Annotated in this window: 18 protein-coding genes and 4 tRNA genes (1 of these 22 cut by a window edge); 2 read left to right on the plus strand and 20 right to left on the minus strand. The window is 44.0% G+C overall.

Features of this window, described 5'->3' with window-relative positions:
• Positions 1-15: 15 nt before the first annotated feature.
• The 3 genes from IGI88_RS06505 to IGI88_RS06515 form a co-directional block, all read right to left on the minus strand.
• Entirely contained in the window at positions 16-771 is a 756-nt protein-coding gene (locus IGI88_RS06505; RefSeq protein ID WP_005232961.1) for a DUF6681 family protein, read from the minus strand.
• Positions 772-779: 8 nt separating this feature from the next.
• Entirely contained in the window at positions 780-1,214 is a 435-nt protein-coding gene (locus IGI88_RS06510; RefSeq protein WP_144330823.1) for a hypothetical protein, read from the minus strand.
• 181 nt (positions 1,215-1,395) lie between these two features.
• On the minus strand, positions 1,396-1,947 hold the full coding sequence (locus tag IGI88_RS06515; protein ID WP_034871948.1) for a hypothetical protein: 552 nt from the start codon (positions 1,945-1,947) through the stop codon (positions 1,396-1,398).
• Between the two features lie 125 nt (positions 1,948-2,072).
• Between IGI88_RS06515 and IGI88_RS06520 the strand changes: the two genes are divergently transcribed.
• Positions 2,073-2,585: a type 1 glutamine amidotransferase domain-containing protein gene (locus tag IGI88_RS06520; protein ID WP_016612040.1), complete on the plus strand. Its 513-nt coding sequence runs from the start codon at positions 2,073-2,075 to the stop codon at positions 2,583-2,585.
• 138 nt (positions 2,586-2,723) lie between these two features.
• On the opposite strand, the gene IGI88_RS06525 is transcribed toward IGI88_RS06520, so the two are convergent.
• The 7 genes from IGI88_RS06525 to IGI88_RS06555 form a co-directional block, all read right to left on the minus strand.
• Positions 2,724-3,023: a hypothetical protein gene (locus tag IGI88_RS06525; protein ID WP_005232957.1), complete on the minus strand. Its 300-nt coding sequence runs from the start codon at positions 3,021-3,023 to the stop codon at positions 2,724-2,726.
• Between the two features lie 175 nt (positions 3,024-3,198).
• Positions 3,199-4,347 carry a mannitol-1-phosphate 5-dehydrogenase gene (locus IGI88_RS06530; RefSeq protein WP_010748851.1) on the minus strand — a complete coding sequence of 383 codons (1,149 nt, stop codon included), beginning with the start codon at positions 4,345-4,347 and terminating at the stop codon, positions 3,199-3,201.
• 22 nt (positions 4,348-4,369) lie between these two features.
• Positions 4,370-4,807 (minus strand): PTS sugar transporter subunit IIA, encoded by a 438-nt coding sequence (locus IGI88_RS06535; protein ID WP_016608326.1) that lies wholly within the window; start codon positions 4,805-4,807, stop codon positions 4,370-4,372.
• A gap of 15 nt (positions 4,808-4,822) precedes the next feature.
• Entirely contained in the window at positions 4,823-6,595 is a 1,773-nt protein-coding gene (locus IGI88_RS06540; protein WP_081119217.1) for a PTS mannitol transporter subunit IICBA, read from the minus strand.
• 315 nt (positions 6,596-6,910) lie between these two features.
• On the minus strand, positions 6,911-7,345 hold the full coding sequence (locus IGI88_RS06545) for a PTS sugar transporter subunit IIA (RefSeq protein ID WP_086316708.1): 435 nt from the start codon (positions 7,343-7,345) through the stop codon (positions 6,911-6,913).
• Positions 7,346-7,357: 12 nt separating this feature from the next.
• The gene (locus IGI88_RS06550) at positions 7,358-9,388 is read right to left on the minus strand and encodes a BglG family transcription antiterminator (protein WP_101699574.1); all 2,031 of its coding nucleotides are present in this window, start codon (positions 9,386-9,388) and stop codon (positions 7,358-7,360) included.
• Complete coding sequence (locus IGI88_RS06555) at positions 9,369-11,117, minus strand: PTS sugar transporter (RefSeq protein WP_429960292.1); 1,749 nt, start codon at positions 11,115-11,117, stop codon at positions 9,369-9,371. The genes IGI88_RS06550 and IGI88_RS06555 overlap by 20 nt, the downstream gene beginning before the upstream one ends.
• A gap of 178 nt (positions 11,118-11,295) precedes the next feature.
• Here IGI88_RS06555 and IGI88_RS06560 point away from each other — a divergent pair, with 178 nt between their 5' ends.
• A complete protein-coding gene (locus IGI88_RS06560) occupies positions 11,296-12,591 on the plus strand; it encodes an ISL3-like element ISEfa11 family transposase (protein ID WP_429960293.1) in 1,296 nt (431 codons plus the stop codon).
• A gap of 117 nt (positions 12,592-12,708) precedes the next feature.
• On the opposite strand, the gene IGI88_RS06565 is transcribed toward IGI88_RS06560, so the two are convergent.
• From IGI88_RS06565 to IGI88_RS06610, 10 genes are all read right to left on the minus strand, one after another.
• A complete protein-coding gene (locus IGI88_RS06565) occupies positions 12,709-14,070 on the minus strand; it encodes an NlpC/P60 family protein (RefSeq protein WP_016621090.1) in 1,362 nt (453 codons plus the stop codon).
• Between the two features lie 185 nt (positions 14,071-14,255).
• Positions 14,256-14,765: a rod shape-determining protein MreD gene (mreD, locus tag IGI88_RS06570; RefSeq protein WP_005232950.1), complete on the minus strand. Its 510-nt coding sequence runs from the start codon at positions 14,763-14,765 to the stop codon at positions 14,256-14,258.
• Between the two features lie 2 nt (positions 14,766-14,767).
• On the minus strand, positions 14,768-15,625 hold the full coding sequence (gene mreC, locus IGI88_RS06575; RefSeq protein ID WP_005232949.1) for a rod shape-determining protein MreC: 858 nt from the start codon (positions 15,623-15,625) through the stop codon (positions 14,768-14,770).
• 142 nt (positions 15,626-15,767) lie between these two features.
• Entirely contained in the window at positions 15,768-16,400 is a 633-nt protein-coding gene (locus IGI88_RS06580; protein ID WP_086316712.1) for a thiamine diphosphokinase, read from the minus strand.
• Positions 16,401-17,054 (minus strand): ribulose-phosphate 3-epimerase, encoded by a 654-nt coding sequence (gene rpe / locus IGI88_RS06585; RefSeq protein WP_005232947.1) that lies wholly within the window; start codon positions 17,052-17,054, stop codon positions 16,401-16,403.
• A 9-nt stretch (positions 17,055-17,063) separates the two neighbouring features.
• Positions 17,064-17,948 carry a ribosome small subunit-dependent GTPase A gene (rsgA, locus tag IGI88_RS06590; protein WP_005232946.1) on the minus strand — a complete coding sequence of 295 codons (885 nt, stop codon included), beginning with the start codon at positions 17,946-17,948 and terminating at the stop codon, positions 17,064-17,066.
• 102 nt (positions 17,949-18,050) lie between these two features.
• Positions 18,051-18,124, minus strand: a tRNA-Pro gene (locus IGI88_RS06595).
• Between the two features lie 30 nt (positions 18,125-18,154).
• Positions 18,155-18,228 (minus strand) — tRNA-Arg (locus IGI88_RS06600).
• An 11-nt stretch (positions 18,229-18,239) separates the two neighbouring features.
• Positions 18,240-18,325: transfer RNA gene (locus IGI88_RS06605), tRNA-Leu, on the minus strand.
• 18 nt (positions 18,326-18,343) lie between these two features.
• Positions 18,344-18,400, minus strand: a tRNA-Gly gene (locus tag IGI88_RS06610); it runs 15 nt beyond the window's last position.

Raw genomic sequence — 18,400 nt, forward strand, 5'->3', positions numbered from 1 at the left:
GGGAACTGCCTTTTCTTATTTGCGTGCTTGTCGTCGATACGCCTGTCTTGAGGTCTGCGGTTCTTCTTCGGAGACCTCTTTTTTGACATACAATTTTAAACTGTATGGTTCGTGGTATTTGACATCATTTTTGACAAAATCACCGCCAGTGATAAATAAGCCCACTGGCTCTAAAGGTTGCTTGCCGGTCCATTGAATCGTGCCAACTTTCGTCATCTCCGTGTAGCTGGTCCCGATCTGCAATACGTACTCGTTTTTCCCTTGCTGTTTGACAAAATAGTAAGGGTACAAGGTATTTTTCGGAATCGTAAAGCCGTTGGATGACGGTTTGATCGCCAATTCTTCTTGAGCGATCAAGGTCTGCAAATGATTCGCCAATACCAGCTGATAGTCTTCTTCAAAATCGATCACCGCTTTTTCAGTCGTCAAACGATCAATGTCGGTGGTGCTGATAGTTTCCCCTTCAATATTGAAGACTTCGTCCGGTAAGACTTTGACAAAGGTCTGAGTAACATCGAACTTCATGTTTTTATTCAAGAAATAATAGAAGATATTCAGTACCCAGAAATAGACTAAGACCAAAAAGCCGATCGTATAAAGGATCGCTTGAAAATAGTTTTGGTTCGCAAACATTCCATAGATGATCCGCAAAATATACGCCGTTGGAATGATACTGAGGATGGTATAGGCGCGATTCAAGTATTTGGGACTGATGTCAAGATAGCCCAAAAATTTGTGGATGCCGTTGATTAAATCTAAAATAAGCGTCATTTTCTCACCTACTCATTTCCTTGATTCTCATCCATGATCACTTGCTGATCTGGCGTGGTTTCTTCACTTGAAGAAGGTGTTTCTTGATTGTTTTCCGGTGTCGCCGGTGAAACACTCTCATCGCTTGATGGCGTCGTTTCTGCAGGCACCGAAGAAGACGGGGTCGTTTCTGGTGTTACTACTTCACTGCTGGATGACGGTGTGATCTGCTGGTCATCGTTCGTCGGTTGTGAGTCCGTGCTAGCAGGTGTTTGATTTTGACTGTCTTCCGTTATCGAAGACGGTGTGCTTTCACTTGGTGCTTGTTCGGTCGTTTCTGTCGTTTCCGTCGCACGACTTGGTTGGCGGTAACTGCCTGAATTCACCACGCCGGTGGCAGTGGCAATGATCGTTGATATCGTTAAAAGTGCAATTGGTTTTAAAATAGGCGGGACTTTTCGCATAATTCTCATCCTTTTCTTACCCGATTCTGCCCATCGGCAGTCTCGGTTCCTTCAGCCTCTTCTTACCTTTATAATCGTTTCTGACAAAAGGGTCAAGATTCCCGAGGCTTCTGTCGCAGGATTTAAAAAAAACTAAACATGTAACTGTTTTCACAAAAAATAACGACGGCAGTTGCCGCCGCTACACAAGGTATTCATAAAACTTTTCAAAGGTCAGGTGCAACGTGCCATGGTAATCTCGTAAAAGGGCGGGCAAAGCGATTACTTCTTCATGTTGGATCGGCGCATCGATTTGAATCACCGCTTGCTCATCATCCAGATAGTAGGAACTAAACAGCTCATCATCAGCGATTTCTTCTAATTGATTGGTCAGCTCTTCATAAAACTTTTCTATGATCGGTTCTGCCAACTCATCAAAGACCGGCTGCAAGGCTGCCTCTACAGCTGGAAACGGCTGTGCGAGTAATTGCTGTCCGCTGAGGGAACGCCGGGTATTCTCATAGGTCAAATAAAGCAGGTCGAAATAATCCTCTTCTTCCCCGATCGCTTCTAGCGTCAAAAGGGCTTTTTCTACCAATGAAACCAAGGACGAGGATACCTCTTGATGCATCACCGCATCGACTTTTTCAAATAGTTGCTGTTTCTCGATGACAAATGTTTCTTCCATAAAAATGAATTCCGCTTTTTCAAAGCAAAGGGGAGTATCAGAGATAAATAGTTGGATCGTTGCCATGGCGTTGCCTTCTTTCTTTTTCAAGCTGCGGACAAAACAGATGATTTGTCAACAGCGAAAATCTTCGTTAGCATAAATAATAGCAGGTGAACAAATTGTTCATCAAGTAATAAGGAGGAGATCGAATGAGTAAAGTTGCTATTATTGTCACTGATCTAGTAGAAGATGTTGAGTTGACGTCACCAAAAGAAGCACTGGAAGCGGCCGGACATGAAGTAGTCGTTATTAGTAATGAAGGCACCGAGACCGTAAAAGGCAAACAAGGTGGAACGTTTCCCGTCGATGCGGCCATCGATACGATCGATCCCGCCAGTTTTGATGCTTTGTTGATCCCAGGCGGTTTCTCCCCTGACCAATTACGGACCGATGAGCGCTATGTGTCATTGACGAAAGACTTTTTGACATCTGATCGCCCCGTCTTTGCCATTTGCCACGGCCCACAACTGTTTATCCAAACAGGACTGACGAAAGATTTGACCTTGACGGCTTATGATTCTGTGCGACCAGATTTAGCCTACGCAGGTGCCACTGTCAAAGATGAGCCCGTCGTGATCGACGAAACTTATCGGTTGATCACCAGTCGGAACCCAGATGACTTAGATGCCTTCAATCAAGCCATTACTGAGGCATTGAACTAACCGCGAATAAGACGTGGTTTCTTTGATAGAAAAAAAGCCGCCAGTTGCAGCGTTCGATCCTTCGTATCGATCGAGCTGCAGCTGAGCGGTTTTTTTTTTGCGTAGCTTTTCAGTTTTCAGTGAATGGCTTTTTTCCTGTTACTCGTCAGAGGGCAACTCAAAACCATCGAAGGTCTCGCCATCATAGTAGCGCAATAATTCTTCCGTCGATAATAAGGAAGACGTCATTTCTTCCTGTGCCTCATTGACCTCTCGAAGTTGGGCAAGGTAAGCCGCGTAGGCTTCTGCCAACTGCCGGTAAACAGCTTGCCGCGATGTTCCTTCCCCTTGGATCGTCGGCAATTCACGGATAAAGGCCCGATAGACGGGGCGATTTTCCTGCCATTCGATCGGCAACTCAATTACTTGAAGCTGGGCTTCTTCAAACCATCGTTCCATTGCTCTCCCTCATTTCTTTTCTTATTATCGTCAAGTTGGCAGCAAAGGTCAATCGGTGAGCCAAAAAACACAGAACAAGCGTTGAAAAAAATTGCCACATCCGCAAAAGCTCGCTTGTTGGGCTAGCTTTTACGGATGCGGCAATTTATCTGCTTGTTCTGTGTGTTACTCGTTTTTATGCAGCAACATACGCATATTTTTCAATGTTTTGTCGGATCGTTTCAATCATGTCTTCATCTTGTAAGCCAGTGATTTCTGCAATGACTTCCGGTAGTGATTTTTCATCCAAAAGTGCTTGTAACTGTTGGCTTTGCTCATCTTCAGGGTCTTTGTAGTTGAAGATCATGCCGATCGTTTCATAGAGATGATCTGGCTGCATGTTGCGTTTTTCTAACTCAAGGACTGGTCGGATAAAGCGTTCTTCGGTCCCTAATTTGCGGACAGGTGTCCGTGCCACCCGAGTGATAGCATCGGAAATGTGCTTGTTTTTAAAGCGTTGGATGATTTTTTCGATATACCGTTCATGTTCTTCAGGATCAAAGGCCCACTTCTCAATTAAAAGCCGCCCAGTTTCTTCGAGAACGGATTTTAATTGGATCACCACTAAATGGTCCTGCATCGCTTCATCGATCGTCTGATAGCCTTGGAGAGCGCCTGTGTACGCTACCGTGGCATGACCCGTATTGACACTGAATAATTTCCGTTCAATATACGGTTCCAGGTCCGCCACATAATGGACCCCTTGCAGATGGATCGATGATTTCATCCCTGACTCTTGGATCACCCATTCGCAAAAAGGTTCTACTTGAACGAATAAGGGATCTTCATGGTGCTGCAGCGGTACGATACGGTCCACCGCTGCATCTGGAAAACCAACCGTCGCTTCCAATGCTGACCAATCCGCAACGTATTTTTGCACTTCGCTTTTTAAAAAGGTCGATCCGCCGATCATGTTCTCACAGGCGATCACATCAATGGCTGGCTTGTCTGGGTGTTGCTGACGTGCTTCTAAGCCTTTGGCGATCAGCTCAGCGATATGCGGCAAAATGTTGGGACCAATGGCGGTCGTAAGGATGTCTGCCTCGGCGATCGCTTGGATCACCGCTTCTGGTTCTTTGGCATTGTTCAATCCCGTCACATGCTCGATGTGGATCTGTTCTTGGGTCTCATCGGCTAATTCGATGGTATACCCTTGTCTTGCTTTTAAGGCGTCAATGATCGTTTCATTGACATCAATAAATGTGATTTCAAAGTTGTTGGCAGCCAATATCTCGCCGATAAAGCCGCGACCAATATTACCTGCACCAAAGTGAACTGCCTTCATGTCTTGTCTCCTCCTTAAATCCTTATGCTACGGTCAAACTTTGTGCGATTTCTTCTTTATCCAAAGCATCCGCCAATTCGACGACGTTATCGATATCACTGCAAAAGAGGGCGATTTGTTGGACCAATTGCAGATGATCTTCCCCTTTGCCCGCAATGCCGAAAAGGACGGTGACGATTTTTTCTTCGTCCGCTGTACCGAAATTCACGCCATCAGGCACTTGCACGATACAGATACCTGATTTTTTGACGTATTTTTTGGCTTCATCCGTACCGTGAGGAATCGCAATAAAGTTCCCCATATAGACTGAGAGCATCTCGTCACGCTCAAGCATGGCTTCGACGTATTCTTTTTCCACACAGCCTGCCGCCAGCAATTTTTCACCGCAGTAACGAATGGCTGCTTCTTTGGTCGCAAATTGTTTGTTCAATTCAATCATGTCTTTTTCTAATACTTGCATTCGGCTCATCCTTTCTTAATTCGCTGCTTTGATCGATGCCACGATCCGTTGATAGTTCGTCGTTCCCATTAGATTATTGACGGATAGATGGATCGCTTCTGGCGCTGAGGTTTGCGCTTGCGGCGTTAAGGCTTCTTTTGTGATCACCAATGAAGAGGCGTTGGCATGGAGATCATTGATATGGCTTTTTCTGATTGGCATCGTCAGAGCTTCTTTGGCTAAAAGATCTTGGAAGACTTTCTGAGCCATCGTTGCCGAACCTTTGCGGTCATCGTGGGCCAAAATGATTTCACTGACTTGCTTAAGGTCATTGGCTGAAGGAACATCTGCCTGGTTGCCTGCTTCAGACGTTTTTTCTGACTCCCCCGCTGTCTTAGTCCCTGACAATGTGGCTACGATTTCATCGTACCGTGGAGAGTTCAGGAAATTCTCAACCGCGACGAAGGTCGCATTTGGCGCTTTTTGTTTGGCACGCTCTTGCAATTCTTCTTGAGTGACGATCAATGTATTGGCATCGTCCGTCAAATTGTTGATGGCGGAATTCGAAACATTTTGTGGAAGACCCGCTTCTTTGACTTTTTTACGTAAGATCGATGCCCCCATAGCACTGGAGCCCATGCCTGCATCACATGCGAAGATGATGCGATTGATGCCCGTCATTGGTTGAGCCGCCAAACCTTTGGCGCTGAGTTTTGCTGCTTGCGTTTGTTGTACTTTTTCTTCAAAATTATCCACCGTATCCTTCGCATCCGCTTTCAAGATCGCGGCAGCGACGATAAAGGACACACCTGCTCCTACGGCAATTCCGGCTAAGACAGAAACGACACTCATCACCGAGTTGAATGGCGTCATTGCTAAGATCGCAATGATCGAACCTGGTGAAGCAGGTGCCCGTAAGCCTGCACCTAACAATTGGAAGGTAAAGCTTCCTGATACACCGCCGGCAATCACTGCTAAGAACATCAATGGTTTCATCATGACGTATGGGAAGTAGATCTCATGGATCCCACCGATAAAGTGAATGATGATCGCTCCAGGTGCCGAAGATTTCGCTGCTCCTTTTCCGAAGAAAGTGAAGGCTAGCAAGACTCCTAAACCAGGTCCAGGATTGGCTTCTAATAAGTAAAGAATTGATTTCCCAAATTCGCTGACTTGCTCAGTACCTAGTGGTGTCAAAATTCCATGGTTGATGGCATTGTTTAAGAATAAGATTTTTGCTGGTTCAATAAAGATATTGGCTAATGGAATCAAGTGGGCATTGACGATCACTTCTACCCCTGCTGCCATTGCTTCTGTCAAGGTGTTAACAACTGGCCCGATTGCTACAAAGCCCAGTAATGCTAAAGCAAAACCGATCAAACCTGATGAAAAGTTGTTGACCAACATTTCAAAGCCAGCGCGAACTTTGTCTTGGAAGATCTCGTCAAATTTCTTGATGACCCAACCGCCTAAAGGACCCATGATCATTGCACCCAAGAGCATTGGGATATCCGTTCCGACGATGACCCCCATCGTTGCGATCGCCCCAACCACGGCTCCGCGGTCACCAGCAATCACTTTCCCGCCGGTATACCCAATCAAGATTGGGATCAAATACGTTAGCATTGGACCGACCATCGTTGCAAAGGCTTCATTTGGTAAATACCCATCTGGAATAAATAATGCCGTTAATACACCCCATGCAATCAATGCGCCGATATTTGGCATCACCATACTCGACAACGTACTGCCTAATTTTTGAACTTTTGCTTTTACTGATGATTTGGCTGCTTTTTGTGTCTGTTCCATTTTTTTCTCTCCTCTCGTCTGCTTACACCCTTATTGTAGGCGCTTCCCAAAACGGTCGAAAGTCGTACTTTGGCACAAAAAACTGTGCCAAAACTTGTAGCCAAACAGGCAGAACAAAAAAACGCGAGTAGCCCCTACACTCACTGGCTTTTTGTTATGTTTCACGTGAAGCATTTTTTATTTGGTTTTTGCCAAAACGAAAAAAAACGTGTACCCGCTCCTTCTACTCAAGGTAGAAAGAGCGAGCACACGGAGGCAGCTCATTCACTCATTTCGTTCGCTGCTCTTGTTACAAGCCAGTCTGCTGCTGATTGCTTATTCTTCTGCCAGCAAAATCTGTTGGATCTCTTCAACCGATTCGGCATCACTAAGCGCCCGAACATTCTGCATATCAGAACAAAAAAAGGCGATTTCTTGCAAAACAGCTAATTGCTGCTCTTTTAGGACGACTACGAAAAGGATCGTAGCGGTTTTGGGCTGCTCCTTCGTGCCGAAGTCAACGCCATCAGGCACTTGGATCAAAAAGAGCCCTTCTTCCTTGATCCATTGCTGGGCTTCTTCTTCCCCATGGGGCAGTGCAACAAAGTTCCCGATGTAAACACCTGTTTTTTGATGACGCCGCAAAAGGCTTTTGACATAAGGTAAAGAGACGATTTCCTGGTTGACTAAGTACTCGCCAATTTTTGTCAGGGCCTCTGTGGCATCGGTAAAGTGTTGATCCAACAAAATCCGCTCCTGTGGAATATACATCGCTGATCCCTCCTATTGTTTTACTTCTTCAATCAAGAGCGAAGAGAGTAACTGATAAATAATCGAATCATTGCCGGAATTAAAAATCTCCGTATTTAGATCATTCATAATGATCGAACCACTGATTTTTCCTAACATCTGAGAGCTTGTTTCATTGATAGGATAGGGCGCCAGCATGACTAATAAACGGGTAACAGCGATCTCTTTTTTATCCATCGCTAGAAGTGGCAGCGGCTGTTTCAAATCGAAAATACGAAAAACTGGTTGCAGGATCGCCGAACTCGCCGCGTGAAACAAGGCAAAGTGGGTGTCAGGAATGCCCACTGGCGCTTGGAAGTAGCGCCGTAAGAGACGATCAACGACTTTCTCACGATCCAAAACAACATGTGCATCAAAAGACGTCAGCACCAGCTGCAACGTTTCTTCCAAGTCCGCTGGGTTATCAATCGCCTGCACTTGAAACAGCGCCAATAGCTGGTTAATAGCTTCGATAAAAGCCAAGACCGCTTCATAGGATTCCTCTTTGACCAAAGCAGAGGGTGCTTTTTTGGCGGAACGTTTTTTCTGACTAATGGCTTGGAAGGCCTTCTTCAACTCTTGAATGTCTTCTTCTAGCAGGATCGGTGAAACGAGTTTGTACTCTCCTTGATACCCTGGTAGCAATGAAGTCGAGATCACCAAGTCATAGGTCTCCTCGATGTTTTCCCGTTTGACATCCCCCACTCGAAAGAAGGTGATTTGATTGATAAAGGGAAAATGTTTCCGCAGCTGCATCTCTAACAAACTGATGGAGGCTAATCCACTAGGAGAGATCCCTGCAATATTGACTTCTAACACTTTCGGATTTTTTTCCAACGAATTGGCAAAATGCAGGACCATATAGGCGATTTCTTCTTCCGAGAACTGCTGCTGCGGAAAGACTTGCGGCAGATGATTGCGAATCCCGCTGGCGATCTCGACATACTGGTTCATGATTTTTTCTAGGATAGGGTTGTTCAAATGATCTTCTTCTAAAATAGCCCGCGTCATTACTCCTGAGATATGGGTCAGCAGCATTTTATACAAGTTCGTGTCTTCATAAAATGCCACTTCCGTTTGCTCACTGACCAATTCGATCAAGCGTTTTACACGATAAGCCAAGTCGGTGTCAAAATTGTCATCAAAAAAATCACGATCAAAGGAATTGGCAAAATCACCTAGTAACACGGCAAAAAAGACGATTTCGTTGATGGAATAAAGCAGTTTGGTCTTTTCGGCGATCTGAGCAAAAATCTTTTTCGCCACCTTCAGCAAGTCTTTGTTGATCTGACTCGGGTACGTCTCTTCTTCCACCGTATAGCCCAAAGCTACCCGATCCATGGCTAGCGCCAGCATCAAGACGATAAAGGCTAATTTGCGGTCACTAAGTTCCTTGAATTGGGGTTCGATGGTTTCCCGAATCAACCGCTGGGCTAGCAATAGATGGTCGCGGGACAGAAATTGAAAAATAAACGGGGCTTCATCATCGGTTTCCAGTAAATGGAAAAATTGGTATTCATTGATCTCCATCACTAGTGTATTGGCTGTGAGCAACCGCCGATACTTTTCGGAGCCTTCGATCTCATACCCTTGATTGCGCACGATCCTTAACGGCAGCCGTGCGAGACTCTCTTCAAGCTGTTTGATGTCTGAAAAAAACGTCGTGTTGCTGATTTGGTAACGCTCCAAGAAAAAATGACTGGATACAGGCTTCGTGGCGGTAGTCAGTTGCAACAAAATACGGTGTTGCCGCTCACTAGCCGCGAATTCTTGATCGGTATCTGCCATAATGGCTTCTTGCAATTGGCGAATGCTCGTTTCTGATGCAAAAATTTGGAAATGACCACGACCGACCTTCTCTAAGGTAGCACCTACTGTTTCTAAGGATTTTTCTAGATTAGCCAGTTCACGGTACACCGTTCGTTTACTGACTTTTAAGACTTGCATCATGCGATCTAAAGAAACCGGACCGGTACTATTCATCAATTCCGTTAATAAAAGTGTTTCACGATTGGTCAAAAACATAGTCGACTCCTTCTGTCAGTAACTGACGATACGCATCTGTCGTCAATAAATCATCCACCACCAGTAAAGAAACATCTGGCATCGGGCACTTTTCTGCAAGTTCTTTCGGGAGGATATAGACTGCCGTAGGATCAAGAGCTTGTCCTTCATATGCCATTTTTTTGATGGTCAAAGACAGCGCTTGTTGGCGAGCCATTTTTCTTAATATCTCCACTGCCATCGTTTGTGAACCGCGTTTTTTTCCAGTATACAAAAAGATGATCGTTGAAAACCCTAGCGAATTTTCTGCTTCGATTTGTAACGATTTTTGCGGATCCTGTTCTCTTCTTTGTAATTCTTGGATCAGCGGAGCATACTCATCTGCCGCCAAAAAATTATCTAGCACATAATGCTGTGCGTGTGGTGTCTGCTTTTGGGCAATAGCTGCTAATTCCCGTTGGGTGATCACTAACAGCTTGGGATCATCGGTCACACGATAAATCGACTGATAGCGGACAGGAAACGTTAGCTGGGCTTCTTGCAACTGTTTTTTTAGTATGCTGGCACCAATCGCACTGGACCCCATCCCTGCGTCACAGGCCACGACGATCTCCGTGACTTTCTTCATTTTCGGCATCTTACGCTCCTCATTTTCTGTATTGGTCTTCCGTTTTAATAGCACACTAACGATCGCAAACGATACGACCGTACTGACGACAATCCCAGTTAAGACACCAAGGATCATAGAAGCCGGTGTATTGAGCAAAATCGCCAAAATCGAGCCCGGGGACGCCGGTGCTCTCAAGCCTACTCCTAAAAATTGGAAGATCAGTGTACCGCTGAAACCACCAACGATCGGACCGAGCAACACCCAAGGATCGAGCAGAACAAACGGGAAATACACTTCATGAATCCCACCAATAGCCTGCACAAAAATGGATGCTGCGGCATTCGTTCGGTTTCGCTTTGAACCAAAGAAAAGATACGCCGCTAAGACCCCTAATCCCGGACCAGGGTTGGCCTCGATCAAAAATAAAACCGACTGACCGTTAACTGCCGCGGCTTCGATTCCTAGCGGCGTAAATAGTCCATGGTTGACAATATTATTAAAAAACAAAACTTTCAATGGTTCTACAATGATATGAATAAAGGGCAAGACATTTTGCCGAACGAAATAATCCACGAGCTGATAGCTGCCGAGACTGAACCAATTAAAAAGCGGCGCCAATAGGAAATAACTACCTAAAAAAAGGAGTCCGCCAAGCGCACCTGCAATAAAATTGCGCACCAGCATCTCATAGCCACTTTTGACCTTACTCACGAACGAATCACTGCGATACAACAGCCAGCCTGCCAGTGGACCCAGTAGCATCGCCCCAAAGACTTGGGGAATATCCGTTGCGAGAATAGCCCCTAAGACCGCCACTGCTCCTACGACCCCACCTCGCTCAGGTGCCAACATTTGCCCACCTGTATAAGCAATCATGAGGGGCAGCAACACAGTCAAGACCCCTTGTTCCATTTGCTGGATCACTTGTTGATCGACTGAAAACAAAGGCAGCAGGAATGAAATCAGCATCCATGCAATAAAAATACTTAGATTCGGCATCATCATGCGAGAAAGATAATTCGTATAAAACTTAACCGTTATCATTTTTTCTCTGGAAGACGAGGTCTTGTTCATTTTATCCGCTTCCTTTCTCTTTTCTATTATAAGATGTTCTGGCAAGACTGAAAACAAAAAAAGCATACGTTTTTTAAAACAGAAATCAAAAAAAGCTGACGTAAAACGGGCTCTATAATTTATGGGACTGATGAATCAGAATTGATTCTTCAGTCCCATTTTCATTTTAGGTATTAAAAAACATATCGTTCTCTAGTATGATTAAATCACCACAAAATAAACAACTGAGAGGACGATATGCTATATGAATGATTCTATCAAAAAAATGTTGAGAATAACAGAGAAAGATTTGATGATTACAGAGATCTCTTACGAGACCCTTCAGAAGAAAAAGACGTTGGTCGTCGATGCTGTTCTCTCGCCTACTCCTCGTGCTTGTAGAAGTTGTGGTTCTACTGTGGTAGATGGAAACGGGAAAACAATTATAGTGAAAAATGGGAAGAAGGAAACGATTGTCCGTTTTGAACAATACAATCATATGCCTTTGGTTATGCGCCTAAAAAAGCAGCGCTATACCTGTAAAAACTGCCGAACCCATTGGACTGCTCAAAGTTATTTTGTCCAACCCAGACATTCAATCGCAAATCATGTTAGATATAAAATTGCTTCTTTACTGACTGAAAAAGTATCTTTATCTTTTATTGCGAAAAGCTGTCAGGTATCTTTGACCACCGTTATTCGTACATTGAAAGAGTTTAAAAGCTATTTACCAAAGCAATCTAAGAAGATTCTCCCCAGAGTATTGATGGTTGATGAATTTCGTTCGCATGCTTCCATAGAAGATAAAATGAGCTTTATTTGCGCAGATGGCGAAACAGGAAAATTAATAGATGTTTTGCCTACGCGTAAATTACCTCGATTAACAAGCTATTTCTTAGGTTGTACCAATCCAGAAGAAGTAGAATTCTTGGTGACAGACATGAACGCCGCCTACTTCCAGCTCACCAAACGTGTTCTGCCAAATGCGAAAGTAGTGATTGATCGGTTTCATATTGTCAAACACATGAATCAAGCGTTCAATGAGTTGCGTATCCGTGAAATGAATGAACTTCGTAAAGCCGGACAGAAAAGCCAGGCAGAAAAACTGAAAAAGAACTGGCGCTTTTTGCTAAAAAATCGTGCAAACATCAACCATTATGAATACAAAACATGGAAAAGTTTCCGAGCACCAAAATACCCATTTCTTACTGAAGCAATGATGATTGATCGATTGCTTGAGTTTTCTACGCCCCTGAAGGAGGCGTATCCCTTTTTTCATGAATTAGTTGAAGCCTTTCGAGACAAAGACCCTGACTTATTTTTCTCCTTATTGACAGAACTTCCCGAAACGTTAGATGACGGCTTTCGGGAGAAGCTTCAAAACCTTCTGACTTATGAAGAAGGCATCACCAGCGCAATGATCTATCCTTATTCCAATGGAAAAATAGAAGCGAAGAATACCCACATAAAGACAATGAAACGAGTATCCTACGGATTTAAATCATTCGAGAACATGAGAATTAGAATCTTTTTGATCAATCAATTAATCAATGTAAGATAACAAAAAATCTGAGCCAGAATGTGGTTCATTCTGACCCAGATTTGATTTTGCACAACTCATCAGTCCTTATTGACAAAGAGCCGTAAAACGCCAGCTTCTGAAATAGCTTCAATTGATTTAGTTTACGCGCACCGCGAAATCTGGTGAGTAATAAGAGTAACTGCTGACAGAAACATTTTGACCAGGTGTTGGTGCATGAACGTATTGTCCGTTACCCATAGCGATCGCCACGTGGTGTGTGCTTCCGCGGCTACCCCAGAATAACAAGTCACCGGCTTTTGCTTCGTTGATCGAAATTACCGTACCGGAAAATTCTTGTGCGTAAGTTACCCGTGGTAATGAGATCCCAACTTTAGCAAATACATATTGTGTAAAGCCAGAACAGTCAAAGCCGTCTGGTGTCGTACCACCCCAAACATAAGGGGTACCAATGTATTTCATTGCTTCTGCTACGATTGCTGAACCATTGACCGTTTGTGCGGGTGCAGGAGTACTGCTTGAACCGTTGCTGCTATTATTTGATCCTTGGTTGTTATTGCTATTGTTATTATTGGCAGGTGTCGATGGTGTCGTATTTGCTGAACCGCTGCCTTGTGATGAACTGCCTTGCGTAGTATCAGTCGTCGTACTAGAATTTGTTGTGGCGCTTGATGTCGTTGAATTCGACGTTGAAGATTCGCTTTGTGCTGCTTCCTGAGTAGCTGCTTCAGCTGCTGCCGCTTCTTGAGCCGCTGCTTCTTGTGCTGCTTGTTCACGAGCTGCTGCTGCCGCCGCTTCTTCTGCAGCGATGCGAGCTTGTTCTGCTTCGTATTCTTCTTTTTGTTTTTCTAAATCAGCTTTTTCATCTTCTTTAGATGCTTGTTGAACAGCCAATTCCGCTTGCAAAACATTCAAATCAGCTTGTTTGGCTTGTAGATCCCCTAATTGTGTTTCTAATTCAAATTGGTTCGCTGCGATCTCTGCCAATTTATCGTCGTTTTCCGCTTTTTTCGCTTCAACTGCTTCTTGGTCTGCCTTTTGTTGATCTACAAGATCTTTGTTAGCATTGACGATCGTCGTCATTGCTTGCACACGGCCAATAGCATCTGTTAAAGAGTCAGCTTCTAATACTGCATCAATAAAGTTCGTGCTTTGTCCATTGACTTGAACATCACGAGCTTGTTTTTGGATCGCTTCTTCACGCTTTTCGATTCTGACTTTCAAATCGGCAATTTCTTGCTTCAACTTTTCAGAATCCGCACGCAAATCCCCTTGTTGTTGCAACAAAGTTTGGGCTTTTTCATTGATTGCAGTCACGTCGCTTTCAAGTGCTGCTACTTGTGACTGGATGCTCGCTTGCTGGTTTTGCAAGTCAGAGATCTCTTGATTTTTTTCTTCAATTTTATTGTCAAAATCTGATGCAAAGACAAGTGTCGGTGCTGCTGCAGAAGTAAGAACAATTGAACTTACTAACAATAAAGATAAAATTCGCTTTTTCACTCTTCATTCCTCCGGCTGTTGCTTCCCCTAATATGGTTTTTTTATGTATAAATGCTTAAGAATACCTAAAGTCCTTCACGATAGTGTGATTGTAACACAGCCGTATGTCAGAGAGATAAAAGGAATATTACAAAAACATTTCAATCGCTGTTATTTTTATACAGTCAAACGCAAAAAAAATGAAGCTATTCGTCTTTGAATAGCTTCATGAATGGAATGACTAAAAGGATAAACAAAAGGATGTTCAATAAAAGCGTTGGTGCTAGAAAGCGGGAAACAAAGAATGACGTGCTAACTGATGCGATCTTAAACAGCAATTGAACCCCCAATGTCACAACTTCTAAGCTTGTAACAAAGATGATCATTCCGAAAAACATGGTAAATACATTTTGATAAAGCGTATTTTTCAAAATATACATGATCCATACGATCAAGGGAAACGCCACCGTGTAGATGCCGATCACACCGACATAATACACGTCATAGAGACAGCCGATCACCAGCGCCGTGGTAATCAAAAAGTTTTTCGGCAAATACTTCGCGCCACATAAAAGAGCGATCAATAAAAGATGCGCACTGGCGATATAATTGTCTTGGGTCCATTTTTCCAAAAAACGCGTCAGTTGTCCATCTGCCAACATCATCAAAAAGAAGACGCCCGCTGCCAGGTATTTGATGTAGTCATGCTTTTTCATGGCTATTCCTCACCTGCCAAGCGTTTGATAATCGTTACTGCTTGAATATCATACATTTGGGCATACGGTTTTACAAATACTTGGGTATCAAGACCAAACTCATCTTTGGTGGTACGGATCACTGTTCCGATCGCTAAGTCGGCGGGCGAGTTTCCTCCTAATCCAGAGGTCTGCACGACATCGCCTTCCTTCAGCTCATTGTCCCCCGTCAATTGGGTAATGACTAAGGAACGTTCTTTTTGATCGTAACTACTTAGGATCCCAAAGTTTGACCCATCTTCGCCGCTGATCCGAACCGGATAGTGGTTGGAATTCTGGTTTTCAGAAGTCAAAAGTTCAATTTTAGAAGAAGCTGCATTGACCTCAATGACACGACCAATCAAGCCTTTTTGCGACATAACTGCCATGTTGACCTCAACACCATCTCTTGAGCCGCGGTCCACGATCAGCATATCTTGCCAAGTATCAGGTGACCGATTGATGACATTGGCGGAGATCCGTTCATAATTCGTCAAGGTTGCATTCAGCTCTAGCTCTTCTTTCAAGGCATCGATTTCTCTTTGCGCATTGTCCTTCGCTTGTTCCAGTTCCTCAAAACTGTCCAATTTCTCTTTTAAACGTTCATTTTCTTCATAGGTCACAAACAAATTTTTGACTGAATTGGCACCATTTTCGATCCAACGAAAAGGAGCGGTAATCATTTTATCGATAAAGCCAACGGAGTCATTGACCGTAGATTGCACGGCATTGGTGGAGTTTCCCGCTGCTCGGCGGGCGATCGTCACGCTTAATACGGTGACAACTAAAATCACAATAATCAATGTGATGATAATATTTTTATTAGGATTAAACTTTTTCACAAAGACACCTCAAATAATTCCAAACTGTAGTTCCAATTTTACCATTAATACCCTGCAAACAAAAGCTAAGTTGTCCGTCTTAATGTTTTTTTTGTAATTAAGTTTCTGAAATTTTCAACAAAAAAAAGAGACGTTCCGTCTCTTAATCACAACTTTGAATGACTGCTATCATCCCGCTGCTAAAGGAAAAACCTGCTGTTTGTGTCAGAAATTCATTGCTAGCATAAGAAGTTGGGTACGGTACTTGGACGTTTTCTAATAAATACTTGCTACCTGTTAACGTCAAATCTGTTACCGGCGTCAAACAGCAATACGCCAAATACTGCATCCCGGGTTCTTTTTCCAATTGATAGGTGCCTGGTAAAAAGAACTGAACGACATTTTGACGATCTAAAAAACGCAGATTTGGGGCAAATGGACGAAACCGATCTTCTAAAACTAACCACAGATTGGCTAAAAGATGGTCAAGGCGTCCCCCCGTTGCACCAATCACGTCGATTTGCGCTTCTGAATAAAGACGCAACGTCTCAACCAATGCCAATTGAGTATCTGTATCATCTTTTTCAGCAGGGGCTTGGATCACTGTCTTAACTTGTTGTTTGACCGCTTGCAGTTCTGCTGCGGTCAGGGAGTCGAAATCACCGATTGCCAGATCGACTGGCCGTTGGTGCTGAAGCAAAAACAGGGCCCCACGATCAATTCCAATGTATTTATCATACGCCATCAACTGTGGCCAATTTTCAGGACTTCCACCTGCCGCTAACAAAATCTTCATTTATTGCAAAGCTTCTTTCAATGCTCTGATTTGCGCCGCAGGTTCATCGGCATCGTAAATATAACTTCCTGCTACAAAGACATTTGCGCCTGCTTCCAGGCAGCGTTTGGCTGTCTCAGGAACGATCCCGCCATCTACTTCGATATCATAATGGTAGCCTTTTTCTTCTTTTAAAGCAGCCAACGCCGCAATTTTTTCCAGTGATTCTTCAATAAAGGATTGCCCACCAAACCCTGGATTGACCGTCATAACTAACACTTGATCACACATAGATAAAACATGTTCAATGGCTGAAACTGGTGTACCTGGGTTGATGACGATTTCTGCTTTGACATTTTCTGCCACAATCATTTGGATCGCACGATGGATATGAGGCGTTGCTTCCGCGTGGATACCAATGATATCTGCTCCAGCTTCCGCGAAGGCATGGATATACTTTTCTGGCTCGGTGATCATTAGATGAACATCCAACGGCAGCTTGGTAACTGGGCGAATCGCTTTAACGATGTTTGGGCCTAAGGTAATATTAGGAACGAAATGACCGTCCATCACGTCTACGTGAATGTAATCTGCGCCATGGCGCTCTACCAGCTCAATGTCTCTTTGAAGATTTGCAAAATCGGCACTTAAAATAGATGGTGCTAGTTTCATCATGCTTTTCCCTCACTTTTTCTTCTTTTTATAAACCGGACGTCGGTTTTCAATCTCTTCTAAAAATTGCACGTAGTTTTTGTAACGAGTTTCAGCAATCTCATTTGCTGCAACTCCCTGTTTAACTGCACAATCAGGTTCATTGAGGTGCATACACTCCCTAAAGCGGCAGTTGGAAGCTACTGCTAAAAAATCAGGGAAGAGCTTTGGTAACTCTACTGCTTCGATTTCCAGAAAATCGATCGAACTAAATCCTGGTGTATCGGCAACCAATCCATCACAAATCGGCAAGAGCTCCACATGACGGGTCGTATGTTTCCCCCGTCCGAGAGATTCTGAGATCACTCCTGTTTCCAATGCTAATTCCGGGACGATTCGATTCAATAGCGTAGACTTTCCAGCACCAGATTGCCCCATAAAAACGGTGATCCGCTCAGGGAAGTACCGTTGAAGTTCCAATAGATCTTCGCCTTCTGCTTTTGACGTGATCACGTGGTAGCCAATTGCTTGATAGGTCTCCTCAATTGCTTTCATTGCGGCAAGATCTTTCACAAGATCCGCTTTTGTCAAAAAGATGATCGGTTCGATCCCCTCATACTCTAAGGTCACTAAAAAGCGATCCAATAGATTATAGGAGAAATTCGGCTCAACTAGACTTGTCACGACCACTCCTTGATCCACATTTGCGACTGGCGGTCGAACCAGCTCATTTTTCCGCGGCAAGATCTCTAAAAGATAGCCGTCTGTTTGATTGCTGCTTTCAAAAATCACTTCATCCCCAACCAAAGGAGTGATTTTTCGATTTCGAAAATTTCCTCGAGCGCGGGTTTGAAAGATTTCATCTTCTGATGCCACATAATAAAATCCGCTTAGCGCTTTGATGATTTGTCCCTTCAAACAATTTCCTCCTCGTTTTTTACTATTGTATCATATTTTCAGGACTTCTCACTGGCTGAAAACACAAAAAAGCCTGAAGCGAATGCTTCAGGCATCAAAAAATCGGGAAGACAGGATTCGAACCTGCGACCCCTTGGTCCCAAACCAAGTGCTCTACCAAGCTGAGCTACTTCCCGATAATAAAAATGAAACAAATAAAAAGACTACGCGCCCAAGAGGAGTCGAACCCCTAACCTTTTGATCCGTAGTCAAACACTCTATCCAATTGAGCTATGGGCGCATATTATGAAATGCCGAGGACCGGAATCGAACCGGTACGGTGATCACTCACCGCAGGATTTTAAGTCCTGTGCGTCTGCCAGTTCCGCCACCCCGGCTGAAAATTGCTAAGGCAAAGCGGAAAACGGGGTTCGAACCCGCGACCCCCACCTTGGCAAGGTGGTGCTCTACCA

Origin of the sequence: Enterococcus sp. AZ179 (assembly GCF_050498885.1) — a bacterium.
Classification (GTDB): Bacteria; Bacillota; Bacilli; order Lactobacillales; family Enterococcaceae; genus Enterococcus_D; species Enterococcus_D entomosocium.

What these genes read in the sequence shown, in the direction of transcription:
- IGI88_RS06505 (WP_005232961.1), bottom strand. Translation starts at nt 771, where the DNA reads ATGACGCTTATTTTAGATTTAATCAACGGCATCCACAAATTTTTGGGC.
- IGI88_RS06510 (WP_144330823.1), bottom strand. Translation starts at nt 1,214, where the DNA reads ATGCGAAAAGTCCCGCCTATTTTAAAACCAATTGCACTTTTAACGATA.
- IGI88_RS06515 (WP_034871948.1), bottom strand. Translation starts at nt 1,947, where the DNA reads ATGGCAACGATCCAACTATTTATCTCTGATACTCCCCTTTGCTTTGAA.
- IGI88_RS06520 (WP_016612040.1), top strand. Translation starts at nt 2,073, where the DNA reads ATGAGTAAAGTTGCTATTATTGTCACTGATCTAGTAGAAGATGTTGAG.
- IGI88_RS06525 (WP_005232957.1), bottom strand. Translation starts at nt 3,023, where the DNA reads ATGGAACGATGGTTTGAAGAAGCCCAGCTTCAAGTAATTGAGTTGCCG.
- IGI88_RS06530 (WP_010748851.1), bottom strand. Translation starts at nt 4,347, where the DNA reads ATGAAGGCAGTTCACTTTGGTGCAGGTAATATTGGTCGCGGCTTTATC.
- IGI88_RS06535 (WP_016608326.1), bottom strand. Translation starts at nt 4,807, where the DNA reads ATGCAAGTATTAGAAAAAGACATGATTGAATTGAACAAACAATTTGCG.
- IGI88_RS06540 (WP_081119217.1), bottom strand. Translation starts at nt 6,595, where the DNA reads ATGGAACAGACACAAAAAGCAGCCAAATCATCAGTAAAAGCAAAAGTT.
- IGI88_RS06545 (WP_086316708.1), bottom strand. Translation starts at nt 7,345, where the DNA reads ATGTATATTCCACAGGAGCGGATTTTGTTGGATCAACACTTTACCGAT.
- IGI88_RS06550 (WP_101699574.1), bottom strand. Translation starts at nt 9,388, where the DNA reads ATGTTTTTGACCAATCGTGAAACACTTTTATTAACGGAATTGATGAAT.
- IGI88_RS06555 (WP_429960292.1), bottom strand. Translation starts at nt 11,117, where the DNA reads ATGCTTTTTTTGTTTTCAGTCTTGCCAGAACATCTTATAATAGAAAAG.
- IGI88_RS06560 (WP_429960293.1), top strand. Translation starts at nt 11,296, where the DNA reads ATGAATGATTCTATCAAAAAAATGTTGAGAATAACAGAGAAAGATTTG.
- mreD (WP_005232950.1), bottom strand. Translation starts at nt 14,765, where the DNA reads ATGAAAAAGCATGACTACATCAAATACCTGGCAGCGGGCGTCTTCTTT.
- IGI88_RS06580 (WP_086316712.1), bottom strand. Translation starts at nt 16,400, where the DNA reads ATGAAGATTTTGTTAGCGGCAGGTGGAAGTCCTGAAAATTGGCCACAG.
- rpe (WP_005232947.1), bottom strand. Translation starts at nt 17,054, where the DNA reads ATGATGAAACTAGCACCATCTATTTTAAGTGCCGATTTTGCAAATCTT.